Annotated in this window: 27 protein-coding genes; 18 read left to right on the plus strand and 9 right to left on the minus strand. The window is 65.1% G+C overall.

Annotated features, from left to right (window positions below; translation table 11 throughout):
* Window positions 1–105 precede the first annotated feature (105 nt).
* Window positions 106–1,392: a methyl-accepting chemotaxis protein gene (locus tag ATE71_RS02645; protein ID WP_082665036.1), complete on the minus strand. Its 1,287-nt coding sequence runs from the start codon at window positions 1,390–1,392 to the stop codon at window positions 106–108.
* 178 nt (window positions 1,393–1,570) lie between these two features.
* Here ATE71_RS02645 and ATE71_RS02650 point away from each other — a divergent pair, with 178 nt between their 5' ends.
* Complete coding sequence (locus tag ATE71_RS02650) at window positions 1,571–1,876, plus strand: hypothetical protein (RefSeq protein ID WP_058801885.1); 306 nt, start codon at window positions 1,571–1,573, stop codon at window positions 1,874–1,876.
* A 24-nt stretch (window positions 1,877–1,900) separates the two neighbouring features.
* On the opposite strand, the gene ATE71_RS02655 is transcribed toward ATE71_RS02650, so the two are convergent.
* Entirely contained in the window at window positions 1,901–2,575 is a 675-nt protein-coding gene (locus ATE71_RS02655; RefSeq protein WP_058801886.1) for a helix-turn-helix transcriptional regulator, read from the minus strand.
* A gap of 121 nt (window positions 2,576–2,696) precedes the next feature.
* Between ATE71_RS02655 and ATE71_RS02660 the strand changes: the two genes are divergently transcribed.
* Complete coding sequence (locus tag ATE71_RS02660) at window positions 2,697–2,975, plus strand: hypothetical protein (RefSeq protein WP_321164261.1); 279 nt, start codon at window positions 2,697–2,699, stop codon at window positions 2,973–2,975.
* A 164-nt stretch (window positions 2,976–3,139) separates the two neighbouring features.
* A complete protein-coding gene (locus tag ATE71_RS22780; RefSeq protein ID WP_235587877.1) occupies window positions 3,140–3,298 on the plus strand; it encodes a hypothetical protein in 159 nt (52 codons plus the stop codon).
* On the opposite strand, the gene ATE71_RS02670 is transcribed toward ATE71_RS22780, so the two are convergent.
* Window positions 3,295–4,098 (minus strand): hypothetical protein, encoded by an 804-nt coding sequence (locus ATE71_RS02670; RefSeq protein WP_235587878.1) that lies wholly within the window; start codon window positions 4,096–4,098, stop codon window positions 3,295–3,297. The two genes, ATE71_RS22780 and ATE71_RS02670, sit on opposite strands and share 4 nt — an antisense overlap.
* Before the next feature lie 86 nt (window positions 4,099–4,184).
* On the minus strand, window positions 4,185–5,393 hold the full coding sequence (locus ATE71_RS02675; protein WP_058801961.1) for a TIGR04063 family PEP-CTERM/XrtA system glycosyltransferase: 1,209 nt from the start codon (window positions 5,391–5,393) through the stop codon (window positions 4,185–4,187).
* 65 nt (window positions 5,394–5,458) lie between these two features.
* Between ATE71_RS02675 and ATE71_RS22685 the strand changes: the two genes are divergently transcribed.
* The 8 genes from ATE71_RS22685 to ATE71_RS02710 all read left to right on the plus strand — a co-directional run bounded on the left by ATE71_RS22685 (window position 5,459) and on the right by ATE71_RS02710 (window position 12,019).
* The gene (locus tag ATE71_RS22685) at window positions 5,459–5,623 is read left to right on the plus strand and encodes a hypothetical protein (RefSeq protein ID WP_201022915.1); all 165 of its coding nucleotides are present in this window, start codon (window positions 5,459–5,461) and stop codon (window positions 5,621–5,623) included.
* Window positions 5,616–6,998 carry a putative O-glycosylation ligase, exosortase A system-associated gene (locus tag ATE71_RS02680; protein WP_058801962.1) on the plus strand — a complete coding sequence of 461 codons (1,383 nt, stop codon included), beginning with the start codon at window positions 5,616–5,618 and terminating at the stop codon, window positions 6,996–6,998. Before ATE71_RS22685 ends, ATE71_RS02680 begins: the two co-directional genes overlap by 8 nt.
* 80 nt (window positions 6,999–7,078) lie before the next feature.
* A complete protein-coding gene (locus tag ATE71_RS02685; protein ID WP_058801890.1) occupies window positions 7,079–8,089 on the plus strand; it encodes a DNA topoisomerase IB in 1,011 nt (336 codons plus the stop codon).
* A 26-nt stretch (window positions 8,090–8,115) separates the two neighbouring features.
* On the plus strand, window positions 8,116–9,330 hold the full coding sequence (locus ATE71_RS02690) for a mechanosensitive ion channel family protein (protein WP_082665037.1): 1,215 nt from the start codon (window positions 8,116–8,118) through the stop codon (window positions 9,328–9,330).
* Between the two features lie 78 nt (window positions 9,331–9,408).
* Window positions 9,409–9,867, plus strand: coding sequence for a MaoC family dehydratase (locus ATE71_RS02695; protein ID WP_058801891.1), 459 nt, complete (start codon window positions 9,409–9,411; stop codon window positions 9,865–9,867).
* Window positions 9,868–9,932: 65 nt separating this feature from the next.
* Window positions 9,933–11,114: an acetyl-CoA C-acyltransferase gene (locus ATE71_RS02700; RefSeq protein ID WP_058801892.1), complete on the plus strand. Its 1,182-nt coding sequence runs from the start codon at window positions 9,933–9,935 to the stop codon at window positions 11,112–11,114.
* Window positions 11,115–11,129: 15 nt separating this feature from the next.
* Window positions 11,130–11,714, plus strand: a complete 585-nt coding sequence (locus ATE71_RS02705; RefSeq protein ID WP_058801893.1) for a carboxymuconolactone decarboxylase family protein — start codon at window positions 11,130–11,132, stop codon at window positions 11,712–11,714.
* Between the two features lie 14 nt (window positions 11,715–11,728).
* Window positions 11,729–12,019 (plus strand): putative quinol monooxygenase, encoded by a 291-nt coding sequence (locus ATE71_RS02710; protein ID WP_058801894.1) that lies wholly within the window; start codon window positions 11,729–11,731, stop codon window positions 12,017–12,019.
* A gap of 55 nt (window positions 12,020–12,074) precedes the next feature.
* On the opposite strand, the gene soxR is transcribed toward ATE71_RS02710, so the two are convergent.
* Window positions 12,075–12,545, minus strand: coding sequence for a redox-sensitive transcriptional activator SoxR (soxR, locus tag ATE71_RS02715; RefSeq protein ID WP_058801895.1), 471 nt, complete (start codon window positions 12,543–12,545; stop codon window positions 12,075–12,077).
* 83 nt (window positions 12,546–12,628) lie between these two features.
* Between soxR and ATE71_RS02720 the strand changes: the two genes are divergently transcribed.
* The 3 genes from ATE71_RS02720 (at window position 12,629) to ATE71_RS02730 (ending at window position 13,993) form a co-directional block, all read left to right on the plus strand.
* Window positions 12,629–13,024 carry a VOC family protein gene (locus tag ATE71_RS02720; RefSeq protein ID WP_058801896.1) on the plus strand — a complete coding sequence of 132 codons (396 nt, stop codon included), beginning with the start codon at window positions 12,629–12,631 and terminating at the stop codon, window positions 13,022–13,024.
* A gap of 70 nt (window positions 13,025–13,094) precedes the next feature.
* The gene (locus tag ATE71_RS02725) at window positions 13,095–13,559 is read left to right on the plus strand and encodes a pyridoxamine 5'-phosphate oxidase family protein (protein ID WP_058801897.1); all 465 of its coding nucleotides are present in this window, start codon (window positions 13,095–13,097) and stop codon (window positions 13,557–13,559) included.
* 41 nt (window positions 13,560–13,600) lie between these two features.
* Window positions 13,601–13,993 (plus strand): hypothetical protein, encoded by a 393-nt coding sequence (locus ATE71_RS02730; RefSeq protein WP_058801898.1) that lies wholly within the window; start codon window positions 13,601–13,603, stop codon window positions 13,991–13,993.
* On the opposite strand, the gene ATE71_RS02735 is transcribed toward ATE71_RS02730, so the two are convergent.
* Window positions 13,990–14,973: a dipeptide epimerase gene (locus ATE71_RS02735; protein WP_058801899.1), complete on the minus strand. Its 984-nt coding sequence runs from the start codon at window positions 14,971–14,973 to the stop codon at window positions 13,990–13,992. The genes ATE71_RS02730 and ATE71_RS02735 overlap by 4 nt on opposite strands.
* Window positions 14,974–14,996: 23 nt before the next feature.
* On the opposite strand from ATE71_RS02735, the gene ATE71_RS02740 reads away from it, so the two are divergent.
* The 3 genes from ATE71_RS02740 (at window position 14,997) to ATE71_RS02750 (ending at window position 19,311) form a co-directional block, all read left to right on the plus strand.
* Window positions 14,997–15,392 (plus strand): YkvA family protein, encoded by a 396-nt coding sequence (locus ATE71_RS02740; protein ID WP_082665038.1) that lies wholly within the window; start codon window positions 14,997–14,999, stop codon window positions 15,390–15,392.
* Between the two features lie 159 nt (window positions 15,393–15,551).
* On the plus strand, window positions 15,552–17,720 hold the full coding sequence (locus ATE71_RS02745; protein ID WP_058801900.1) for a primosomal protein N': 2,169 nt from the start codon (window positions 15,552–15,554) through the stop codon (window positions 17,718–17,720).
* Between the two features lie 67 nt (window positions 17,721–17,787).
* Window positions 17,788–19,311 (plus strand): hypothetical protein, encoded by a 1,524-nt coding sequence (locus ATE71_RS02750; protein WP_152998611.1) that lies wholly within the window; start codon window positions 17,788–17,790, stop codon window positions 19,309–19,311.
* Between the two features lie 6 nt (window positions 19,312–19,317).
* Here the strand turns inward: ATE71_RS02750 and ATE71_RS02755 are convergent, their stop codons facing one another.
* On the minus strand, window positions 19,318–20,076 hold the full coding sequence (locus ATE71_RS02755; protein WP_058801902.1) for an isocitrate lyase/PEP mutase family protein: 759 nt from the start codon (window positions 20,074–20,076) through the stop codon (window positions 19,318–19,320).
* Between the two features lie 180 nt (window positions 20,077–20,256).
* Between ATE71_RS02755 and ATE71_RS02760 the strand changes: the two genes are divergently transcribed.
* Complete coding sequence (locus ATE71_RS02760) at window positions 20,257–21,783, plus strand: tetratricopeptide repeat protein (RefSeq protein WP_160328000.1); 1,527 nt, start codon at window positions 20,257–20,259, stop codon at window positions 21,781–21,783.
* A 63-nt stretch (window positions 21,784–21,846) separates the two neighbouring features.
* Here the strand turns inward: ATE71_RS02760 and ada are convergent, their stop codons facing one another.
* Together ada and ATE71_RS02770 are read right to left on the minus strand one after the other, a co-directional pair.
* A complete protein-coding gene (gene ada, locus ATE71_RS02765) occupies window positions 21,847–22,881 on the minus strand; it encodes a bifunctional DNA-binding transcriptional regulator/O6-methylguanine-DNA methyltransferase Ada (protein WP_152998612.1) in 1,035 nt (344 codons plus the stop codon).
* Window positions 22,878–23,348 carry a DUF1203 domain-containing protein gene (locus ATE71_RS02770; protein ID WP_058801904.1) on the minus strand — a complete coding sequence of 157 codons (471 nt, stop codon included), beginning with the start codon at window positions 23,346–23,348 and terminating at the stop codon, window positions 22,878–22,880. The genes ada and ATE71_RS02770 overlap by 4 nt, the downstream gene beginning before the upstream one ends.

The following is a 23,348-nucleotide window of genomic DNA, read 5'->3' on the forward strand; positions in this document are numbered from 1 at the left end:
CCTCCCCGCCGGCGGCCATCGACGCCTCCGGCGCGCCACCATCCTAGCACGACGCAATTTTGCGACAAGCCGTTGAATTGGGACAGGGTTTCATGAGAAAATCGGTCAGGCGACCGCGACCGCCTCGACGAATTGGCGCGCGCGCTGGTGCAGCGATGTCGCGGCCTGCGTCAGCCCGGCGGACAGACGCCCAAGTGATTCGGCGCCTTCGCCCACCGCATTGGCGCCGCGGCTGATATGCTGGACACGCTGGTCGACCTCGCGCCCCGCGGATACTGCCTGCTCGACATAGCTTGCGATCACCAGCGTCGTCGCGCTTTGTCCGTCGACCGCCTGGTCGATGGCGTCCGAAAAACCGTTATTCGCATCAATCGCGCGCTCCACCTCGGCAAAACCGGCGGCGACCTGTTCGACGATGTCGCGGATCCGGTTCACATAGGGGGTGATATCGCTCGCCGCGACCCGCGTCTGGCTGGCGAGCGACTTCACCTCTGCCGCGACGACGGCAAAGCCGCGCCCGGCATCGCCCGCATGCGCGGCCTCGATGCCGGCGTTGAGCGCCAGCATGTTGGTGCGGCTCGCCATGTCGATGATCAGCCGCAGCATTTGTTCGATCGACTGGCTCGCGGCCTTCAGCGCCGCTGCGCGTTCGCCGGCCTGCTTCACCTTCAGATGCGCCTCGTGCCGGACCGCGCGGGCGCGCGCACCATCCTCCACGATCTGCGCCATCGATCCGGCCAGCGCTTGCCCGCGATCACCGAGTTCGCGCAGGCCAGTCAAGGTCTGCGCCGTCGCGCCCGCGACCGAAACCGCATCGCGCCCGGTCTGCTGCGCGCGCGCCGACAATTTGAGCGCCACGCCCTCGACCTCGCGCGCCATGTCGGAAAGCGTCGCGGTCAGCGCGGCGATGTCCTGCTGGAACCGGTACCCTGCATCGTCGACCCGCGCCGCGCGCGCGGCTCGGTCCTGCGCCACTTCCACCTCGCGCAGCATCGCAAGCCGCGCCAGTTGCGCCCCGTCGAGCGTTTCGACAAAGCGTCCGCCGTCGACGAGGACCAGCCCCTCATGGCGTTTCGAATCGGACACCATGCGCAGCAGGTTCGCCGTCGTTTCGGAAACATCGGCGGTCAGGCAGGGTTCGATCATCGACGCGATCGAGCCGCCGATCGTCGGATTCTGCATCAGCGAAAACCAATAGGGGCAGAACAGAAGTTCGCGAATCCGCTGTTCGCGGACGATCCCGACCGGCACGCGACCGGAATCGAGCACCGCGAGGATGCGCAAATCGGGGTCCGCCCGAAAGGCATCGATCACGTCGGACAATTGCGCATCGACGCCAATGGCAGCCGAATGGCCGGATGTCGGGGCGAGAACTAGGTCGACGGGGCTCATCTTGTCTCTTCACGGCGCGGAGGATCGGGTGCCCCGACCTAGACCAGGATAGTAAAGGCAAATTTAACCAATTGTTTCAGAGCTGTGACAATGGCCAAAACGACGGGCCGTCTATCGCAATCTTCTGTTCACGGCGCCCCGGCTATGCGATGAGGCGCCGTCAGCGAGGGAGAATAAAATGCGTGTCATCATTGTCGCTGCGCTGACTATCCCCCTGCTTTCGGGTTGCGTCAGCGCGGTCAAGACGGTCGTCACCGCTCCCGTGAAGGCCGTCGGCCAGGTCGCCGACTGGTCGACCACAAGCCAGGACGAGGCCGACCGCAATCGTGGCCGCGAGTTGCGCAAGCGCGAGGAGCGCCTCGGCAAGCTGTCGCGCGATCGCGACAAGGCCGCCGAAAAATGTCGGCACGGCAACGCCGAACAATGCCGGCGCGCCGAAGTGCTGGACCATGAGATCGAAGCGGAGATGGCCACGCCGCGATAGGGCGAGGGACAGAACCCTGAGTGGTTACCGCACCCGCCGGCCGGTCCAGACCACCCGCCCGACAAGTTGCACCGCTCCCATCGGCAGGTCGTCCCAGCTGCGATAATGGGGATTGTCGCTGATCACCGAAATGCGCCCCTGCCCGGGGGCGCGCGCGACGCGCTTCACCATCAGCACATCGTCCATGCGCAGCACATAGATGCCGTCGCGCAGCCGCGCCGCCGCATCGCTGCCATCGACCAGGATATCGTCGCCGTCGTCGAGCGTGGGCGCCATCGAATCGCCCTCGACGCGGATGATGCTGAGCGCGCGCGGGTCGGCGCCGAGTTCGCGCAGCCATCGGGGATCGAACGCCACTTCGCCCTCGACCGGTTCGCCATCGACGCTTGCCCCCGCGCCCGCCGACGCGCCGATTGCGAGCTTGGGCACAAGGATCATGACGGCACCGGAACCGCGTCCGCGCGCCGGGGTTGCGACGCGCTGGACCGGGCCGCCCAGCATCGCTTCGGACACGCCGAGGTACGCCGCGATACGCGCGCGATCCTGTTCGGCAAGCCGACGCGGCGAACCGCGCTTGATATATTGCTGGATATAGGCCGGATTGCGTCCGATCACTTCGGACAGACGCGCATAATCGATCCCCTTTTCGATCAGGAGGCGATCAAGCGCGGCGCGCGGGTCCTCGATAGAATCGGTCATGGTCGTGAACGGCTGGCCCTTCCTATTTCGTCTCTAGCAGTAGGATTTTTCCTAGACAAGTAGGAAAATCAACATCAAATAGGAAATATCCTATCGGGTGAGTCGCCCGGTATCGAGCGCGGTGACGGAGGAAAATATGGAGCGCAGCCTGTTACAACGGATCGAGGTCTTTCTGAAAGAATCCTCCATGCCCCCCAGCGTATTCGGACGCGCGGCGGTGCACGACCCACGTCTGGTCAGCGACCTGCGCAGCGGGCGCGAACCCGGGCTCGGCGTGACCTGTCGTACGGAACATTTCATGAACAAATGGCGCGCCGATCATCATGCCGGGCGTGTCGTTCCGCAAGGCGATCGCCGCTCGCGCGCCTTCCGTAGGACCGGGAAGGACGCACGCGCATGATGCGATGGTCACCCGCGCGGCCGCTGCGGCCGGGATGCCCGCACCGCCGCCTTCGCAGGCTGCTAGCGCGCGAACTCCCCCAAGGCGCGGCGCTCGGCGCTTCGACTTTCAGGCCATGGGCGAGCGCCAGTTTCGTGGGGGCGCGCCACCTTTTCCCATGCGTCTTGGCATTTGGCGATGCTGCGGCGACGCGCGCCGCGCTGCACGATCGGCTGTCCGCGATCGAATGGATGCTGCCCGGTCACATCGTTGCCGATATCGCGGTCGAATGCGGCGCCGGTCCCGACGTGCTCGGGATCGAAATATTGACCGTCGAGGATTAGCCGACCGCTTGCCGAGTCATCCGTTGGAGCGTGCCGAGCGCGGCCTCCAGGGCGAAATCGACCTCGGGGGCCCCGTCGGCAACATTCTCGGGAACGGGGATGGCGGCCGTCGCGGCAACGGGCGCCTGCCGCCGCCGCGCGAGACCGGCTTCCAGACGCGCAACCATCGCGCCAAGCGAATGGTCGGTCGGTTCCGGCATCGCCCGCGGCGCGATTTCGGCGGGTTGCAACCACGGCTCTTCGCCGGGTTCCATTGCTTCGACGGGCGCAAGGTCGGCAAGGACGAGTTCGTCGACGACGTCGGCGTCCGACAGGACCGGTGCCGGATCGACCTCCACCGCCTCGTCGTTTGCGTTCGCGCGAAGGGGACCGAGCCCGCCCGCAGGCAGGTCGCGGCCCGCGCGAATCGGCGGACGTGGGGCGTCGTCGGGGTGCCGGTCGACGCGGCGGCGGCGCGCCAGAATATTAAGGCCCTCGTCGTCGCTCGCCGCATTATCGCCGCCGGACCGGAAACGCCGGCGCAGCGACGACAGGCCGGCCGCCTCGGGTTTCGCGATCAGCAAAGCCACCAGCCCTGCAAAGACCGCAGCGATCCCGGCCATACCAAAGGCCAGCGTCAGGCGCGCGGCGTTGCCCACCGGCGGAACGAAAAAATCGGACAGGCGATCGAGATAGAGATTCCAGCTGATCCCCGCGACCCACGACATCGGCATCACCGCCGCGAACAGGAAGGTCAGCGCCGCCGCGCCGATCACCGCCGGTATCGCGGGGCGGAGCGCACGCAGCAGCGCGGTCGCCATGGCCCTGCCAGAATTTTCGCTGCTCTCGTCCATACCGTCCAAATCCGTGCGGCCCGCCGGGGGCCCAATATCCTCGACAAACTGCATCAGGCGGTGCCGCGCAGCAATCGCTGGTAAACCGGCTCGTAACGTAAAATGTTTGATGACCAGTTACGATGCTTTTCGACAAATATACGCGCTGTCCGCCGTCGTTCGGGCCAGATTGTCCGATTTCCGAGCAACGCCGCAAGGGCGCCCGCGATGGCCGCGGGGTCGTCGGGGGCGAACAGGCTGCCGGTAACATCGTCTTCGATCAGTTCGCGGTGGCCGCCGACGTCGGACGCGGCAACCAGCTTGCCCTGTGCCATCGCCTCGAGCGGCTTCAGCGGCGTGACGAGATCGGTCAGCCGCATCTTCTTGCGCGGATAGGCGAGAATGTCGATCAGCGAATAATAACGCTCGACCTCCTCGTGCGGGACACGGCCGACGAAGCATATCTGCGCCGCCGCCGGGGAGGCAGCGGCCTGCGCCTTCAGCGCCGCTTCCATCGGCCCACCGCCCACGAGCAGGAGCCGCGCCTTCGGCTCTGCCGCCGCAAGCGCGGGCATCGCCGCGATCAGGTCGTCGATTCCCTCATAATCGTAAAAACTGCCGATATAGCCGATCACGGCGTCGTCGGGCGCAAGGCCCAGGGTCGCGGCCAGCGCATCGTCACGCGGCGCAGGATCGCCGAACAGGTCGAGGTCGACGCCGTTCGGCGAGACGATGATCTTGGCGGGATCGATACCGCGTGCGATCAGGTCGCCGCGCAACCCTTCGCAAATCACCGCCACCGCATCGGCCGATCTGGCCACGTGGGTTTCAAGCCGCCTTGTCAGCCGGTAACGCAGGCTGCCTTCGCGGCCGGTTCCATTACCGACCGCCGCATCCTCCCAGAAAGCGCGGATTTCATAGATGACCGGGATGCCAAGTTTTTTGCCAACGCGCAGCGCCGCGAGCCCGTCGAGCACCGGCGAATGGGCATGCAGCACGTCGGGTTTCCATTCCTTCGCCAGCGTCTCGACGCGCTTTGCCAGCGCCCCGATTTCGCGCCATTCGCGGATCGGCGCGCGCGCCGGCGCGATCGCCGGCGTACGGAAAAAGGTCAGCCCGTCGACCGTCTCGCCGTCCACGCCAGGTTCGGGGTGGCGAACGCCGGTGACCCCCCCGACCGCCCAGCCTTTCGCGAGCTGCGCCTTCATCAGCGCGCGCGTGCGAAAGGTGTAGCCGCTGTGCGCGGGCAAGCTATGATCGAGGATGTGCAAGATGCGGGTCATTGACCAGCGCATTGACATACAAGCCTTAACGCGGCGTCAACCCCGATCGCGTAGCGGGAGCGGACATGGTCGACAATTTTTCCATTGGCCTGACGCACGTCCTGATGGCGATCGCGTTGTGGCGCCTGCTCTATCGCGACGATCTCGACCGCGAGGTCAGCCCACGCCTGCTGTGGCAGCAGCGCCGCGATGCCGAACGCGCCGAAGAGGATGTCCGCGGCGATGCGTGACATTGCGTTCGTCGCCTTTCTCTTCGCCTTCATCGGGGTCGGTTTCCGCAAGCCGTTCCTGTTCGTGCTGTGCTTTTGCTATATCGACATCGTCGCACCGCAGCGTTTGAGCTATTTCCTCATCAACTCGATCCCGATCTCGCTGATCGTGTTCGGGCTCGCAATCGTCGGCTGGCTGGCAGTCGACGACAAGCGCGACACAAGATGGTCGGGGCGTCAATTCCTGTTGATCGCGTTGCTCTTCTATTGCTGGATGACGACGATCCAGGCCGACTTCCCGGTCGAGGCAGCGGACAAATGGAGCTGGGTATGGAAGGCGCTGGTCTGGGCGATCTTCCTGCCGCTGACCCTGCGCACCAAGCTTCGCATCGAATCGCTGACGCTGATCATGCTGCTGTCGGCGGCGTCGATCGCGATCGCCGGGGGACTCAAGACCGCTGCCGGCGGCGGCGGCTACGGCACGCTCCAGTTGCTGCTCAACGAAAACTACGGCTTGTACGAAGGGTCGATCATGTCGACCGTCGGCATCGCGATCATCCCGCTGATCCTGTGGTACCGGCGCCACGGCACGATATTTCCGCCCGACTGGCGCGTCTCGCTCTTTTGTTTCGCGCTCTGCTTTGCGTGCATGTTGCTGCCCGTGGGTACGCAAGCGCGCACCGGGCTCGTCTGCCTTGCCGTGCTCGCCATCCTGTCGCTCCGCGCGGTAAAACACCGCCTCCTCTATATCGCGGGAGCCGGGCTGCTCGCCTTCGCGGCGATCCCCTTCCTGCCCCAAAGCTTTACCGAGCGCATGGAAACGATCCGCGATCACAAATCCGACCAGTCGGCCTCGACACGCGTCGCCGTGTGGATGTGGACATGGGACTATGCGAAGGAGAATCCGTTCGGCGGCGGGTTCGAAGCCTATATCCAGAACAGCGTCCGCGTCGAACGGGCGGCGAGCGCCTATGATCCCGACGCACCGCAAAATGCCGAAGCGACGGTCTATGAGGAACATTCGCGCGCCTATCATTCGAGCTATTTCGAAATGCTGGGCGAGCAGGGATATCCCGGCCTTGCGCTATGGCTCTTGCTGCACGCGGTGGGGCTGGTGCAGATGGAACGGATCAGGCGGCGCTACCTCAAGACCCGGCGCGCCGAGGAACAATGGATCGCGCCGTTGGCGACCGCGCTCCAGCACGGCCATGTCGTCTACATGGTCGGGTCGCTTTTCGTTGGCATCGCCTTCCAACCCTTCATCTATATGATGCTGGCGCTCGAAATGGGGCTTTCGACCTATTGCCGCCGCCGCGAACAGGAAGCGGGGTGGCGCCCGCTGACCGCGCGTCCCGCACAGGTTCCGGCGCGCCATCCGGTGCCCGCTCCGAACTGATCGCCCTTATCGTCGGCCGGTCAAAGGCGGCGATGGCACCGAAGCGGGAACTATCCGCCCGGCCCGGACGCTATTGCAGCATGCCCGCCCCGCGCCTTGTTCATGTCGACGACAATCTGCCCGGCATCAGCCGCGAACGCTCGGGCGTCGGCTGGCGCTACCACGATGCGAAGGGAAAGGTGATCCGCGATCGCGACGAAATCGACCGTCTCAACGCGATCGCGCTCCCGCCCGCTTATGAGGACGCCTGGTTCTGCCCCGCACCGAATGGCCACATCCTCGCAACCGGCTATGACGCGCGCGGGCGCAAGCAATATCGCTACCACCCCGAGTTTCGCATGGCGCGCGAGGCCGACAAATATGATCGCTGCGCAGCGTTCGGCCACGCGCTACCGCTTCTTCGCGCACGCCTTGCCGACGATCTGAAACGGCGGACGCTTTGTTCCGAACGCGTCGTCGCGGCGGTCGTGCGCCTTCTCGATCTCGCGGCGCTGCGCATCGGGAACGAACAATATGTCGCGGCCAACAACAGCTTCGGCGCGACGACCCTGCGCCAACGCCACGCTAGCCTGTCGGGCAAGACGCTCCGCCTCAAATATGTCGCCAAGGGCGGGGCGAAGCGCGAGGTCATCATCAGCGATCGCAGCCTGACGACGCTGATCCGGCGGCTGCAGGACCTGCCCGGCCAGAATCTTTTCCAATATGAGGATGAAGGCGGGCTCTGCTCGGTCGCGTCCGACGATGTGAACGCCTATATCCGCGAGGCGATGGGCGACGAATTCAGCGCCAAGCATTTCCGCACCTGGTCGGCGAGCGTCGAGGCCTTCGCCTTCCTTTACGAGGCGGCCGATCCGCCGATGCTGAAAGCGATGCTCGAACATGTCGCGGACCGCCTTGGCAACACGCCGGCTATCGCGCGCAAAGCCTATATCCACCCTGCGATGATCGCCGCGGCGCAGGAACGCGGCGACTTTGCCGCCGCCGCCGGCAAGCTGCCGCGCGCGACCCGATATCTTTCGCGTTACGAACGCGGTTTTTTGACCTATCTGGAACGCGCGCCCGATGCCGCGGCGTTGCTCCGCTCCGCCTGACTTGCAAGAGGACCCCAAAGGCCCCCATGACTTTCTCTATCCTGACCGCCGCCACGACCGCCGCCGCCAAGGCTCCCGCCACCAAAAGCCCGCCTCCGAGCAACCCGATCGAGGATTTGCGCATGTGGTGGGACGCCAGCGTCGCCTGGGTGAACGGTCACTGGCTCCAGATCGGCATCGCGATCGGCGCGGGTCTGCTCATCTACCTCTTCCTCTCAATGGTGCGCACCTTCGCACTGAAGCGCGCGCAGGCGGCCCCGGGCCAATTCACGCTGACCGACATCGTGGGCCGCGTGATCCACAAGACCAAGTCGGTCGTGCTCGCGATTATCGCCATCCGTCTGGTCGCAGGCTATGCGCAGCCCCCCGCGCTGATCATGAACATCCTCCAGTTCGTCTTCACAGTCGCGGTAGTCCTACAGGTCGCGATCTGGGCGCGCGAAATCGTCCTCGGGCTGATCCAGCGCCGCGCGGCGGAGGGGCATAATGAAACGCTGTCGAACGCGATGGGTATCATCCGGCTGCTCATTAGCGTCGCGCTGTTTGCGGTCGCCGCGATCGTCATCCTCGACAATATGGGCGTCAACGTCACCGGCCTGATCGCCGGTCTCGGCATCGGCGGCATCGCGATCGGCCTGGCCGCGCAGGGCATTTTCTCAGACCTCTTCGCCTCGCTTTCGATCATCTTCGACCGGCCGTTCCGCGTCGGCGAGACGATCAAATATGACAACAGCATCGCGACCGTCGAGCGGATCGGGCTCAAAAGTACGCATCTTCGGTCAGTGAACGGCGAGCTGCTCGTGATTTCGAACACCAATTTGCTGTCGAAGGAAATCACCAACTACGCCCATCTCCACCGTCGCCGCGTGCAGTTCGCGATCGGCGTGGTCTATCAGACGACCCCCGCCATGCTGCGCGCGCTACCGGCGCTGCTCCAAGCGCAGGTCGAAGCCGAAAAACATGAGTTCATCCGCTCGAGCTTCATCGGCTTCGGCGCCTCGAGCCTCGATTTCGAACTCGTCGCCGATATCCACAGCGACGATTATAACGAGGTGATCGCGGCGCGGACCGCGGTCGGCATCCGCGTTTTCGACGAACTGACGAAGGCGGGCTACGACTTCGCCTATCCGACCCAAACCACCTTCACCGCGGCGCCCGACGGAACGATGATTCTGCCCTATGCCGAAAGCGTCACGATGAAGACGCCAAAGCCACCGAAGGCTGACGCTACGGCGCCTTAGCCAAAGCCCTTGGCCCTTGTGCAACGCGGCAAGAGAGGCCTAGAACGCGCCCCGAACCAGTATTGGAGGGGATCAGATATGGCCACCATCACGCCGCAGGATCTGCAAGCCAAGGTCGGTGAGCATCTGGGCACATCCGAATGGGTGCTCGTCGATCAGGACATGATCAACAAATTCGCCGACGCGACGGGCGACCATCAGTTCATCCATATCGACGAGGAAAAGGCCAAGCTCACGCCCTTCGGCGGCACCATTGCCCACGGCTTTTTGACGCTGTCGCTGATCCCGATGCTCGGCCAAAAGACAGACGGCCCGAAGATCGCGGGTGTCAAGATGGGCGTGAACTATGGCGGCAACAAAGTCCGCTTCCTCGCCCCGGTGCGCTCGGGCAAGCGCGTGCGCAGCCATGTAAAACTGCTCGAACTCGAAGAAAAGCGCCCCGGCCAGTGGCAGCAGACCAACGAAGTGACGATAGAGATCGAAGGCGAGGAAAAGCCTGCGCTGATCGCCGAATGGATCAGCCAGTTCTTCGTCTAAAGCATAATATTACCGGCCGACCTCCCCCGTTAAGATAACCGGATTCAGAAAGAAGGACTTCTATCATGCGTGACGCCGTTATCGTCTCCACCGCCCGTACCCCGCTGACCAAGGCGGCGCGCGGTTCGTTCAACAACACCCTCGCTCCGACGCTGGGCGCGCACGCGGTCCGCGCCGCGGTCGAGCGCGCCGGAATCGAAGGCGGCGAGATCGACGATGTCGTGTTCGGCGCGGCGATGCAGCAGGGATCGCAAACGATGAACGTCGCGCGGCTGATCGCACTGCGTTCGGGCCTGCCCGTCACCGTTCCCGGCATGTCGATCGACCGCCAATGCTCCTCCGGCCTGATGACGATCGCGACCGCCGCAAAGCAGATCATCGTCGATCGCCAGGACATCGCAGTCGCCGGCGGGATCGAGTCGATCTCGAAGGTCAGCGGCAGCGGCAAGGTGTTCATCGAGACCGACGCCGAGCTGATCGCGATGCACAAGGACACCTACATGCCGATGATCGGCACCGCCGAGGTCGTGGCGAAGCGCTACAACATCAGTCGCGAAGTTCAGGACGAATATTCGCTCCAGTCGCAGCAGCGCACCGCCGCCGCCCAGGCCGCAGGCAAATATGACGACGAAATCGTCGCCTGCCCCGCGACCATGGCCGTCGTGAACAAGGAAACCAAGGAAGTCAGCTTCAAGGACGTCGTCGCCGACAAGGACGAGTGCAACCGTCCCGACACCACGCTCGAAGGGCTCGCGAGCCTGAAGCCGGTGATGGGCGAAGGCCACACGATCACCGCGGGCAACGCCAGCCAGCTCGCCGACGGCGCCTCGGCGTGCGTCGTGATGGAAGCCAAGGTTGCCGAAAAGAAGGGCCTCCAGCCGCTGGGCCGTTATGTCGGCATGGCGGTCGCGGGCACCGAGCCCGACGAAATGGGCATCGGCCCGGTGTTCGCCATCCCCAAGCTGCTCGAACGCTTCGAGCTCAAGATGGACGACATCGGCCTGTGGGAACTCAACGAAGCCTTCGCGGTGCAGGTGCTCTATTGCCGCGACAAGCTTGGCATCCCGAACGAGCTGCTCAACGTCAATGGCGGCTCGATCTCGATCGGCCACCCGTTCGGCATGACCGGCGCGCGCTGCGTCGGCCACGCGCTGATCGAGGGCAAGCGCCGCGGCGTCAAATATGCCGTGGTCACCATGTGCATCGGTGGCGGCCAGGGCGCAGCGGGCCTGTTCGAGGTCTTCTGATTTGCGGCCCCGTTAATGAGACTCGACGCTCCGCGCATCGAGCCGGTCGACCTGGATCGACTCGATGCCGACCAGCGCGCGGCGCTCGAACCCTTCCTTGCTTCCGATGGGGGCAAGGTCGGGGGCGGCAAGATCCTCAACATCTTCCGCACACTCGCCCACGCACCAAAGGCGCTGACCGCGTTCCTTGGCTGGGGCAATTATATCCTGTCGAAGCGTAATGCGCTTTCACCCCGCGACCGCGAACTCGTCATCCTGCGCACCGGCTATAACTGCCGCTCGGGCTATGAGTGGACGCAGCATAAGCGCATCGGGCTCGATTGCGGACTTTCCGAAGACGAGATTGCGCGGATCAAGATCGGTCCCGACGCCGATGGCTGGAGCGATATCGACCGCGCGATGCTCTGCGCGACCGACGAGCTTACCACCAACCATTTCGTGACCGACGCCAGCTGGTCCGCACTCGCGCCGATCGGCGACAAGGGCCGCATGGACCTCGTCATGACCGTCGGCCAGTACACGCAGGTTTCGATGATATTGAACAGCTTCGGCATCCAGGTCGAGGACGGCTGGGACGTCGACCCCGATCTGAAAGCCTGACAAGGGAGAGATATATGAGTGCCATCGGTGTGATCGCGACGCTGCGCGTCCAGTCCGGCAAGGAAGCCGAATTCGAAGGCGTTTTCGCCGAACTGGCCGCTGCGGTGAATGCCAACGAGGCGGGCAACAGCTATTACCGCCTGTTCAAGACGGGCGAGACCGGCGTCTACAAAGTTCTAGAATGCTATGACGATCAGGTCGCACTCGACGCGCACCGCGCATCAGACCATTTCCGCGGCATCGGTGCGCGCCTTGGCCCCTGCCTCGCCGGTGCGCCCGAGATCGAGACGCTGAGCGCAGCCTGATCGGCTGGTTTCGACCGATAGTTACCGTTATAGATGTGAACCCCGGCGTCGCCCATCAGCCGATCTCGGCGATCTCCACCGACCGGTCGCCCAGCACATAGCGCGGCCCCGCCCCGCGCTGCGCGGCCTTGTCCTCGCGATTATACAGCCCGCATTTCTTGAGCGACAGGCAGCCGCAGCCGATACAATTGCCGAGCAGGTCGCGGGTCCGTTCGAGCGCCGCGATCTGGGCGTCGATCCGCGATTTCAATCCGGTGCTGATCCGCGTCCAGTCGGCGCCGTTCGGCGTTCGCCCGGCGGGCAGCCGCGCCAGTTCGTCCGCTATCTCCTCGAGGCTCAGACCCAGTTGCTGCGCGATCAGGATGAAGGACACGCGGCGAATATCGGCGCGCAGGAAGCGTCGCTGCCCCCCGCGCGTGCGCAAGGCCTCGACCAGCCCCTTCGCCTCATAGAAACGGATCGCCGACACCGCGACGCCGGTTCGCGCTGAGAGTTCACCGATCGCGATCAGGTCGGTCCGGTGCATCGTCTTCGCTCCTCTTCGCGCTTGACCTAAACTTAACTTGAACTTTCATAAGTCGCGCGTCAACACGAATCAGGAGAAACAAGGTGACGCATCCCTTCATCGAGCATGTAAATCTGACGGTCAGCGATCCCGATCGTACCGCCGGAATCTTGTCGGCGATCTTCGGCTGGCACGAACGCTGGCGCGGCCCCGCGCGCGACGGCGGGCGCACGATCCACCTCGGCAGCGATGCCGCCTATGTCGCACTCTACGCCGGCCCCGACGGCCAGCACGCCGAAACGCGTTATCCGAAAGGCGAACCGCTCAACCATGTCGGGGTGCAGGTCGACGATCTCGACACGATCGAAATGCGCGTGAAGGCGGTGGGCCTGACCCCTTTCAACCATGGCGTTTACGAACCCGGCCGCCGCTTCTATTTCTTCGATCCCGACGGCATCGAATATGAAGTCGTCAGCTATGCCGAGCCGCGCGAGCGCTGAGCCGGGGCAACAAGTGCGGCGCTGCGGCGTTGATGGGTCATCGGGGGGAGAATAGAGATGGAGCCTTTCGATGAGCGACGATATCAAACAGCAGTTTTGGAAAGCCTTGGCCGACAGCCCCTATGTCATGCTCGGCGCAACCGGCGAACGCGACCACCACATCCCGATGAACGCGCAACTCGACAAGGACGCGAACAGCGCCTTCTGGTTCTTCACCGCGACCGACAACCGCCTTGCCACCGGCGGACCCGCGATGGCGCAATTCGCGTCGAAAGGTCATGACCTCTTCGCCTGCATCGCGGGTACGCTGCGCCGGGAAACCGACCGCGCGGTGCTCGACAGACTGTGGAACAACGGCATTGCGGCCTGGTATGAAGGCGGCAAGGACGACCCCAAGCTCGTCCTGCTCCGCTTCGACCTCGACAATGCCGAGATCTGGACCGCCGATCCGGGCATCAAGGGGATGTTCAAGCTCGCAACCGGGCTGACCATGAAGGAAGGCGAGCTCGGCCAGCACGCCGAAGTGGCGTTGTAGCCTATCTTGGACATGCGCCCATGCTCGTTTAAGAAGGCGGCATGGGCGCGTGGATCGAAAGGCATTACGCTTGGACCGGATTGACGAGCCGCGACGAATATCGTCGTTGGTTGCCGCTAATCATTTCCGTCGATGCTCTTTTGCTGTGGTTTCAGTTTGAGTTCGGTACAGACCGTCGAATCGACTTCGGGCAATTCGGTTGGTTCGCAGCGCCCTTGTTCCTGGTCAGTATCGCTTATTACATCGGCTGGTTTTTGCTGACGGCGCGCAGGCTGCGATCGGCAGATATCTCCCGGGCCTGGTTGCTCTTCGCTTTCTTTACAATTAACCTTTCGGTGGGTGAGTATCGCGTCAATTTTACTTTCATTTCCGCGCTTTTGCTCACCGCTGTTGGCGCTCTGGCTTCCGACCGCGATCCATATTCGGACGTCTAGATCCCGATCCGCCCTTCGCGAAACTCGAAGCCGCCCTCGCGGTCGCGTTCGAGCAGCGCCGGGCCGTCGAGATCGACCCAGCGTGCGCGCTGCGCGAGGACGAAAGCCGGCGCGATCGCGAGGCTGGTCGACAGCATGCATCCGACCATGATCGACAGCCCCGCCGCGTCGGCGGCATCGGCGATCTTCAGCGCCTCGGTCAGCCCGCCCGCCTTATCGAGCTTGATATTCACCCCGTCGTAAAATGGCCCGATCCGCGCAACGTCGGCGGCGGTCTGGCAGCTTTCGTCGGCGACAAAGGGCAACGGCGCATAGATGGGATCGAGCAGCGCGTCGGCGCCGACGGGGACCGGCTGTTCGATCATCTCGACCCCCATGTCGGCGAGCGCCTCGGCCTCGCTCAAGATATCGACCGCGCCCCAGCTTTCGTTCGCGTCGACGATCAGCCGCGCCTCGGGCGCCCCCTTGCGGACCCCGGCAACGCGCAGCCGGTCTCCCTCGCCGGTCAGCTTGATCTTGAGCAATCGATAGCCGTCGGCCGCCGCGGTCGCCGCCTGCTCCGCCATTGCGCCCGGGGTGCCGAGCGAAATGGTATAGGCCGTCACCCGGGCGGTCGGTGCGCCGTCGCATCCGGCGAGCTGCCACAACCTGAGCCCGCGCTGTCTCGCCTCGAGGTCCCACAGCGCACAATCGAGCGCATTGCGCGCCGCGCCGGGCGCCATCAATTCCTGCACCGCAGCGCGCGCATCCGCCGCGTCCATGTCGGCGATAAAGGGTGCCACGCGCAAAATCTGGTCGCGGCACCCCGCCGCACCCTCGCCCAGATAATAGATCGGCGTTCCTTCGCCGCGCCCCATCGCCCCGTCGCTCTCGATTTCCGCAACCACGACATCGACATGCGTCTTCGCGCCACGACTGATGACGAACTCTCCGGCCACCGGCCAGCGTTCGACACGTGCGCTTTTCAGTTGGATAGCCATGCGGGGACAGTAATGATCAATCGATGACCGGCAAATCCCTTTCCGAACGCATCGGCGACCTTGGCCACCGCCTCGCGGTCGAAGCGCACGCCGCATGGTTCGCCGCCCGCGACGCGCGCGTGCCGATGCTGGCGCGCATACTCGCGGTCGCGGTGGCGGCCTATGCGCTGTCGCCGATCGACCTGATCCCCGACTTCATTCCGGTGCTCGGCTGGCTCGATGACCTCGTCATCGTCCCGCTTGGGCTGCTCGCGGTGCGTCGGCTGATCCCCGCGCCCCTCTGGACCGAACTCCACGCCAACGCCGAGGTCGCAACCGAACGCCCTTCGAGCCGGGCCGGCATGGCGTTCATCCTGCTGCTCTGGGCGGGGCTGCTCTATATCGTCTATTGGAGCGTGCGGACGTCGCCCTGGCATTGACCCCCGAGCGAGCGTCGGTTCCGGGGTGGAGAGCGGACGTTCCCGATTCCCCCGGAACGGGAAGGGGGGGAGCGCTAGCGGCAACTTCCGGTCCTTGGCCGACACCCCAACCCTAGGCGCTTTCCTATTTTACCCGCCGCCCTATATCCTGCCCAGCCCATGACCCGCGCCCGCGTCCTCCTGCTCACCGCCGCCCTCGGGCCGCTCGATTATCGAGTGCCCCATGGCAGCGAAGCCCCGCTCGGTAGCGTCGTCGTCGTGCCGCTCGGCCCGCGCAAGATGGGTGGCGTGGTGTGGGAAGACAGCGCGTTCGGCGCGCCCGAACCCGTCGGCGACAATCGCCTGCGCAACCTGTTCGAGGTCGTGCCGGTGCCGCCCGTTCCGGCGCCGCTGCGCAAACTCGTCGAATGGACGAGCGATTATTATCTGGCACCGCCGGGATCGGTGCTGCGTATGGTGCTGCCCGGCGCGGCCTTCGCCGACGCGCGGCGCCCGATCGTCGAATATCGCGCCACGGGTGAGCTGCTGGCGCGGATGACGCCGCAGCGCACCGTCGCGCTAGAAAAGATCGGCCGGCGGCAGGGCATCGTGCGCGAACTCGCCGCGATGGCCGAAGTCAGCGAGGCGGTGATCCGGGGGCTCGTCCAGACCGGCGCGCTCGAAGCGGTGAGCGTCTTGGCCGACCAGCCCTACCCCGAGCCCGACAGCGGCTTTGCCCCGCCCGACCTGTCGGACGAACAGAGCGCCGCCGCCGGGCAGCTTCGCGGCGCGGTCGCGGCCGGCAAGTTCGAGACGCTGCTGCTCGACGGCGTCACCGGATCGGGCAAGACCGAAGTCTATATGGAGGCGATCGCCGCCGCGATCGACGCGGGCAAGCAGGCGCTCGTCCTCCTCCCCGAAATCGCGCTCACCGAACCGATGCTGACGCGCTTCGCCGCGCGCTTCGGCTGCGAGCCCGTCGCCTGGCACAGCGGCTTGCGCTCGACCGAACGCCGTCGCGCCTGGCACAGCATCGCCGCAGGCGAGGCGAAGATCGTCGTCGGCGCGCGTTCGGCGCTGTTCCTCCCTTACGCCAATCTCGGCGTGATCGTCGTCGACGAGGCGCATGAGACGAGCTTCAAGCAGGAAGACGGCGTCCATTATCACGCGCGCGATGTCGCAGTGATGCGCGGCCATTTCGAGGGGCTGCCGGTCGTCCTCGCGAGCGCGACCCCCGCGCTCGAAAGCCTCGCGATGGTGGAGGCGGGACGCTATCGCCACATCGTTCTCCCCGCGCGCTTTGGCGGCGCGACCTTGCCCGGCCTCGCCGCAATCGACATGCGGCAAGACCCACCCGACCGCGGCCGCTGGCTCGCCCCGCCGCTAGTCGGCGCGCTCGCCGACCGGCTCAGCAAGGGCGAGCAAAGCCTGCTCTTCCTCAACCGCCGCGGCTTTGCGCCGCTGACCCTCTGCCGCACCTGCGGCCACCGCATCCAGTGCCCCAATTGCACTGCATGGATGGTCGAACACCGGCTGGTCCACCGCCTCGCCTGCCACCATTGCGGCCATGTCATGCCGCCGCCGCGGCTCTGCCCCGAATGCGAGGACGAGGACAGTCTTGTTGCGTGCGGCCCCGGCGTCGAGCGCGTCGCCGACGAGGTGGCGTTGCGTTTTCCCGAAGCGCGCACCGCGATCGTCACCAGCGACACCTTGTGGTCGCCTGCCAAGGCCGCCGAGTTCGTTGACAATGTCGAGGGAGGCCTCGTCGACATCATCATCGGGACGCAGCTCGTGACCAAAGGCTATCATTTCCCTAACCTCACGCTCGTCGGCGTGGTCGACGCCGACCTCGGACTCGACGGCGGCGATTTGCGCGCCTCCGAACGCACCTTTCAACAGATCGCGCAGGTCGCGGGGCGCGCCGGGCGCGGGGTCAAACCCGGCGAAGTGCTGATCCAGACGCGCGTTCCGCAAGCGCCCGTCATGGCGGCGCTCGTCGCGAACGACCGCGACGGCTTTTATGCCGCCGAGGCGGCGGCGCGCAAATTTGCCGGCGCGCCGCCCTATGGCCGCTTCGCCGCGCTCGTCATCTCGTCGGAGGATATCGAGGTCGCGCGCGGGCAGGCGCAGCGGCTGGGAGCGAAGGCGCCCGTTGCCGAAGGGCTCGCCGTCTACGGTCCCGCGCCGGCGCCGCTCGCGATGTTGCGCGGCCGGCACCGCTTCCGCCTCTTGCTCCACGCCCCGCGCAGCTTCGACCTGCAAGGAACGATACGCGCGTGGGTGGACAGCGTCGAATGGTCGACCAAGGCGCGGCTCGCGATCGACATCGACCCTTATAGTTTCGTCTGACAAGGCAGGACTTTACACCTCGGCGCCGCGCTGCCAGCATGGAAACAATAAAGCCGGGGGAGCTTTCATGATCAGGATTTGGGCAGCGGCGGCCGCAATGGTCGCGGCACTTGTCGCAACTGCGGCCGATGCGCGCTGGATGCGCGCGGAAACCGACAGTTTCATCATCTACAGCGAAGGCAGCGAAAAATCGCTGCGCGAATTCGCGTCGACGCTCCAGCGGTTCGACGTCGCGCTGCGCCTGCTGCTCGAGGTCAAGGAACAGGGCGAAGCCAACCGCCTGCCCATCTATTTGCTCGGTTCGACCGGCGAGGTCGCAAAGCTCTATACCGGGTCGCGGTCCTCGTCCTTCGTCGGCTTCTACCGGACCGATCGCAACGGCAGCTTCGCGGTGTCGCACCGGGAAAATGGCGGGCGCTCGCGCGGCACCTCGGCGTCGCAGGAAACGCTGTTCCACGAATATGCGCATCATTTCATGAAGCGCTATCGCACCGGCGCCTATCCGGCGTGGATTATCGAGGGGTTCGCCGAATATTATTCGACGATCGATTTCGACAAGAATGGCAAGGCGCTGATCGGCAAACCCGCCTATGGCCGACAATATGGCCTTGTCGAATTGCCGCAGATTCCGGTCGAGACGCTTCTGGCGACCGACCCCCATTCGCTGAAGACGGTCGGTCAGGTCGATGTCTATTACGGGCGCGCCTGGCTTTTGACGCATATGCTGTTCCACGATACGTCGCGGGACGGGCAACTCGTCGCCTATGCCCGTGCGATCAATGCGGGGATCGAAGCCGAACAGGCGGCGCGCCAGGTGTTCGGCGACCTCGACCAGCTCGACAAGGATCTCGCCGCCTATCTCCGGCGCCCGCTCAACTACCGCGTCACGCGCGACGCGATCCCCGTTCCCACCCGGATCGCGGTGACCGCACTGCCCCCCGGCGAGGATGCCGCCATCCCGCTGCGGCTCGCGCGGCTCAACGCCCGCTCGGCGGACGATGCCCGCACCGCCCGCGACGGCCTTCGGACGCTGGCCTCGGCCCATGCGGGCGACGCCGCTGTCTGGTTCGAATATGCGGCCGCCGAATGGGCGCTCGACAAGCAAAGCCGCAACCTCGCCACGGTTCGAAGCGCGCTCGACCGCGCGATCGCGATCGACCCCGATCATGTCCGTGCCAATGTCCTGCTCGGCGAACTGCTGATGCACGAGCTCGAGGAAAAGGGCGATTATGACGATGCCGGCTGGCAAAAGGCGCGCGAACCCATCACCCTTGCGAACCGGACCGATCCCGACGATCCGCTGCCGCTCTATGTCTATTTCCAGAGCTTCGTCGATCAGGGCCAGGTGCCGCCCGACATCGCGATCGACGGGCTCGAACAGGCGTTCCGGCTCGCCCCCGAAAATATCGAGATCCGCGTCGCCCATGCCTTCGCGCTCGCCAACCGCGGACGATTCACCTCGGCGATCCGGCTCGCCCAGTCGATCGCGTTCGATCCGCATATGGGGGCGCAGGCGCGGCCGTTCCTTGAACAGTTGCTGCGGCTGCGCGACCAGCGCGAGGGCAGGCGGGCGCCGGGCGCCGCCGAATAGGTCCGGTCAATAATCGGGTTCGCCGCCGCCCAGCACCTGCTCGGCCTGCGCAGCGAGCCAAGCCATCGCCGCCGCCCACGGCTGGTGCCCATGGCTGATCCGCGCGACGCCGAGACCCGCGAGTTCCTTGTGCGTCGGCCCGCCCTTGCCGCGCAGGATATTGACCGGCAGCGGCGACGCTGCGCAGATCGCACCGATGCATTTCGAATCGAGCAGGAACGGCACGAACAGCGATCCCGCCCCCGCATCGGCGTAGGCGCGCGCGCGGTTGAGCGTCGCCGCGACCAGCGCATCACCGTCCTTCGCCGCGTCCGCCCCGCGGAACATATCGCAGCGCGCATTGACGAAAATGCCGGTGTCGGCGGCGGCACGATAGCGCGCGGCGGCTTCGGCGACCGGCAGCAATTCCGTCACGCCCGGCAACCGGTCCTCCATGTTGATCCCCGCCGCGCCCGCGTCCTTCGCGCGCGCCACCGAGACGCCGACCGCCGCCGCATCGGCTCCATATCCCGATTCCATGTCGATCGTGACCGGCAGGTCGGTGACCGAAAGGATCCGGTCGAGGTTCTCGAACACGTCGGCAATCGGAAAATCTTCGCCATCGGCGCGTCCCTGCGCCCCGGCGACCCCGAAGCTGCCCGTCGCGATCGCCCTTGCCCCCGCCGCGGCAACCGCTTTCGCGCTGCCCGCGTCCCAGATGTTGACAAGGATCAGCGGATCGCCGGGGACGTGCAGCGCGCGAAAGGCGGCAATTTTATCGGTCATTCTCTCTTCTCCTGATCAGATGCGCTGGGGGGATGACGGCGGAAATAGGAACATGCGCAACCAGTTGATGCATCGGCTGCGGTCGGTATAGTCGCCCTTGCGAAAATTTACCGGGGAAAACAAATGATCGCATATCTCAGAACCGCTTTGCGCGGCGGCCTTGTCGCTGCGCTCCTTGCCTTGAGCAGCACAGCCCACGCCGAATGGTGGGAAGCCGAGACAAGCCATTTCATCATCACCTCCGAAAGCAGCAAGGAAGATGTCGAGCGTTTTGCCTCGCGGCTCGAACGCTTCGACAATGCGCTGCGCTATATGCAGGGACTTCCGATTCCGGGGGCGGATATCGGCCGGTCGAACAAGGTGCGCGTCTATCGCTTCGGCGACACCGACGACATCGGCCGCCTCGCCGGCAGCGCCGGGGTCGCGGGCTTCTATATCCCGCGCGCCGGCGCCGCAGTCTCGTTCGTTCCGGCCGACGAGAGCGACACCAACCGGTTCAGCCGCGATCTGCGCCAGCGGGAATTGCGCCAGAAAACGGCGTTGACGGCCGAAGGCGTGCTGTTCCATGAATATGTCCATCATTTCATGCTGCAAAAATTCAGCACCGCCTATCCGCACTGGTATGTCGAAGGCTTTGCCGAACTTTACGGCACGCTTGAACTGCTCGACAACGGCGCCTTCCGGGTCGGCAATGTCCCGCAGCACCGCGGCGACGACCTGTTCGAACTGCCGGGCATCCGCCTGACGCGCCTCTTCGATCACAACAAGCGGCTCGATGGACAGGAATATTTCCAATCCTATTCCTTCGGCTGGATGATCGCCCACTATCTGAACTTCAACAAGGAACGGCAGGGCCAGCTCGCGCAATATCTGAAGGCGCTCAACGCCGGCGAAGACAGCCTGACCGCGGCGCGGCGTGTGTTCGGCGACCTCGACAAGCTGCAGGGCGAATTGCGCAAATATAAGAGCGGGCCGTTCCCGACACTCGACGTCCGGCCGACCAACTATGTCGCGCCCAAGGTTGATCTCCGTCGCCTTACGCCCGGCGAAGAGGCCGTGATTTCGGCCCATATCCTCAGTGAGCGCGGTGTGACCGAGCGCGAGGCGCGCTCCGTGGCGGACGATGTCGACGGAATGGACGCGAAATATCCCGACAATCTGGCCGTGCAATTGATGACGGCCGAAGCCTATAACGACGCGCAGGAGTTTGCGAAGGCCGAGACGGCATTGAAGCGGGCGCTTGCACTCGATCCCGAATCGCAAGACGCGCATATCCTGATGGGCGGCCTGTTCATGACGCGCGCGGACGAAGAGAAGAACCCGGCGCTTTATGCAACGGCGCGTCAATCCTTTGCCGAGGCCTACCGCCTCGACCCCAAGGATCCGCGCGCAGCGATCGGCTATTATATGTCCTTCTACGAAGCGAAGGAGCCGATTCCCGAACCCGCGATCATCGCGCTCGAAAGCGTGTTCGAATATTCGTCCTACGACGATGGCTATCGCATGGTCCTCGCCCGCCAGCTGCTCAACGAAAACAAGGGCAAGCTGGCCCGGTCGGTGCTCGCCCCGCTCGCCTTTTCGAGCCACAAGCAGGAAAAGGCGAACAAGGTCGCCAAGCTGGTCGATGAAATCGACGCCGGGCAGATCGACGCCGCCCGCGCGACGATGGCGAGCATCTTTGCTGACCAGGACAAGGAAGACAGCTGACCGCATCGCGTCACGAACCGACGGCGCCGGGCCGCCTTTCGCACGGCCCGGCGCCTGTTCGGCTCAGCGCCCTTCGCGCTTCAGCAATTCTTCCTTGATCGGCAGCCCATAGGCATAGCCGCCGAGCGCCCCGTCGCTGCGCACGACGCGATGGCACGGAATCAGCACCGCGACATTGTTCGCGCCATTGGCGCTCCCCGCCGCGCGAACCGCCTTGGGCTTGCCTACGGCTGCGGCGATGTCGGCATAGCTGCGCGTCTCGCCTGCGGGTATCTTGCGCAGCTCGCGCCACACCGCTTCCTGAAAGGCGGTACCCTTCACGTCGATTGGAATATGGTCGAAGCCGCTCGTCGGCGCTTCCACCGCCTCCACGACCTGTTTCAGCAACGCCGCGAATTCCGCGCCCCCTTCGACCAGCGTCGCCGCCGGGAAGCGTTTTTCCAGCGCCGCGCGGCCTTCGTCGAACGACAGGCGGCACACACCCTTTTCGGTCGCCGCGACGAGCATCTCGCCAAGGCTGGTCGGTACCACCGCCCAGTGGATCGTCGCGCCCTTGCCGCCACCCACCCACGCCGACGCCGTCATGCCCATGCGTCCCTCCATATTTTCGTAGAAGCGCGACGGCCCCGAAAAGCCCGCGTCGTAAATCGCGTCGGTCACGCGATTGCCGTCGCTCAGCGCAGCCCGTGCGCGCTCTTCGCGCAGCGCGCGGGCATAGGCCGCGGGCGACAGGCCGGTGTGGCGGGTGAATACGCGCTGGAAATGCGTCGGCGAATAGCCGGTGCGGCGGGCAAGGTCGGCGAGCGCAAGCGGCTCTTCGCTGCCCTTGATCGCCGCGATCGCCTTGATCACCGCGCGGTCGTCGCGCGCGACATCATCGGGTAGGCAGCGCTTGCACGGGCGCAGCCCGGTTTCGCGCGCCGCCGCGCCATCCTGGAAAAAGCGCACATTTTCCCGCAGCGGATGCCGCGCGGCGCAGCTCGGCCGGCAATAGATGCCGGTGGTCAGCACGCCGGTTACGAAGCGCCCGTCGAGCGCGCGGTCGCGGCGCAGCACCGCAGCCCAGCGATCGTCGTCGGTCATCTGCTCGCGGCTCATGCGGCATCCCTTTCGATGCGCGCGGCAAAGCAACCGTGCGCGGCATTGTGCGCATCGATATAGGCGATGCCCTCATCGTCGAACAGGTCGCGGATCGCGCCGTCGGCCTCGCCCGGCCCCGCCAGCCTTGCGGTCCGCAGCATGCCGTCTGCGTCGAAAGCGCGCAGCGCCATCGGGCGGCCCTCGAACACCGGGGGCAGTGCGTCGCGATAGGTCGCAGCTTCCACGCCCGGCCGGACGTAAATCGCATAAGCGCTGCGATACGGCGTTTCGACATCGTGGCTGGTGTGATGGAGCAGAATCAGCTCCTCGCCGACCTTTGCATCCTCGAGGCTGATACGGCACGGGAAGCCGTGGTCAGCGGTCGCAGTGACGCGCCGCGCGTTGATCGCGGCGAGACCCGCGTCGTCAAGCGCAAACAGCGGGTCGAAGGCATCGGGGCAAAGCCCCTCGATCAGATAGGTCAT

It is taken from the genome of Sphingopyxis sp. H115, from assembly GCF_001468465.1.
Taxonomy (GTDB): domain Bacteria; phylum Pseudomonadota; class Alphaproteobacteria; order Sphingomonadales; family Sphingomonadaceae; genus Sphingopyxis.

Excerpts from the sequence above, each read along its gene's own strand:
- ATE71_RS02645 (WP_082665036.1), bottom strand. The coding sequence starts at position 1,392 with ATGAGCCCCGTCGACCTAGTTCTCGCCCCGACATCCGGCCATTCGGCT.
- ATE71_RS02650 (WP_058801885.1), top strand. The coding sequence starts at position 1,571 with ATGCGTGTCATCATTGTCGCTGCGCTGACTATCCCCCTGCTTTCGGGT.
- ATE71_RS02655 (WP_058801886.1), bottom strand. The coding sequence starts at position 2,575 with ATGACCGATTCTATCGAGGACCCGCGCGCCGCGCTTGATCGCCTCCTG.
- ATE71_RS02670 (WP_235587878.1), bottom strand. The coding sequence starts at position 4,098 with ATGGCGACCGCGCTGCTGCGTGCGCTCCGCCCCGCGATACCGGCGGTG.
- ATE71_RS02675 (WP_058801961.1), bottom strand. The coding sequence starts at position 5,393 with ATGACCCGCATCTTGCACATCCTCGATCATAGCTTGCCCGCGCACAGC.
- ATE71_RS22685 (WP_201022915.1), top strand. The coding sequence starts at position 5,459 with ATGGTCGACAATTTTTCCATTGGCCTGACGCACGTCCTGATGGCGATC.
- ATE71_RS02680 (WP_058801962.1), top strand. The coding sequence starts at position 5,616 with ATGCGTGACATTGCGTTCGTCGCCTTTCTCTTCGCCTTCATCGGGGTC.
- ATE71_RS02685 (WP_058801890.1), top strand. The coding sequence starts at position 7,079 with ATGCCCGCCCCGCGCCTTGTTCATGTCGACGACAATCTGCCCGGCATC.
- ATE71_RS02690 (WP_082665037.1), top strand. The coding sequence starts at position 8,116 with ATGACTTTCTCTATCCTGACCGCCGCCACGACCGCCGCCGCCAAGGCT.
- ATE71_RS02695 (WP_058801891.1), top strand. The coding sequence starts at position 9,409 with ATGGCCACCATCACGCCGCAGGATCTGCAAGCCAAGGTCGGTGAGCAT.
- ATE71_RS02700 (WP_058801892.1), top strand. The coding sequence starts at position 9,933 with ATGCGTGACGCCGTTATCGTCTCCACCGCCCGTACCCCGCTGACCAAG.
- ATE71_RS02705 (WP_058801893.1), top strand. The coding sequence starts at position 11,130 with ATGAGACTCGACGCTCCGCGCATCGAGCCGGTCGACCTGGATCGACTC.
- ATE71_RS02710 (WP_058801894.1), top strand. The coding sequence starts at position 11,729 with ATGAGTGCCATCGGTGTGATCGCGACGCTGCGCGTCCAGTCCGGCAAG.
- soxR (WP_058801895.1), bottom strand. The coding sequence starts at position 12,545 with ATGCACCGGACCGACCTGATCGCGATCGGTGAACTCTCAGCGCGAACC.
- ATE71_RS02725 (WP_058801897.1), top strand. The coding sequence starts at position 13,095 with ATGAGCGACGATATCAAACAGCAGTTTTGGAAAGCCTTGGCCGACAGC.
- ATE71_RS02730 (WP_058801898.1), top strand. The coding sequence starts at position 13,601 with ATGGGCGCGTGGATCGAAAGGCATTACGCTTGGACCGGATTGACGAGC.
- ATE71_RS02735 (WP_058801899.1), bottom strand. The coding sequence starts at position 14,973 with ATGGCTATCCAACTGAAAAGCGCACGTGTCGAACGCTGGCCGGTGGCC.
- ATE71_RS02740 (WP_082665038.1), top strand. The coding sequence starts at position 14,997 with ATGACCGGCAAATCCCTTTCCGAACGCATCGGCGACCTTGGCCACCGC.
- ATE71_RS02745 (WP_058801900.1), top strand. The coding sequence starts at position 15,552 with ATGACCCGCGCCCGCGTCCTCCTGCTCACCGCCGCCCTCGGGCCGCTC.
- ATE71_RS02750 (WP_152998611.1), top strand. The coding sequence starts at position 17,788 with ATGATCAGGATTTGGGCAGCGGCGGCCGCAATGGTCGCGGCACTTGTC.
- ATE71_RS02755 (WP_058801902.1), bottom strand. The coding sequence starts at position 20,076 with ATGACCGATAAAATTGCCGCCTTTCGCGCGCTGCACGTCCCCGGCGAT.
- ada (WP_152998612.1), bottom strand. The coding sequence starts at position 22,881 with ATGAGCCGCGAGCAGATGACCGACGACGATCGCTGGGCTGCGGTGCTG.
- ATE71_RS02770 (WP_058801904.1), bottom strand. The coding sequence starts at position 23,348 with ATGACCTATCTGATCGAGGGGCTTTGCCCCGATGCCTTCGACCCGCTG.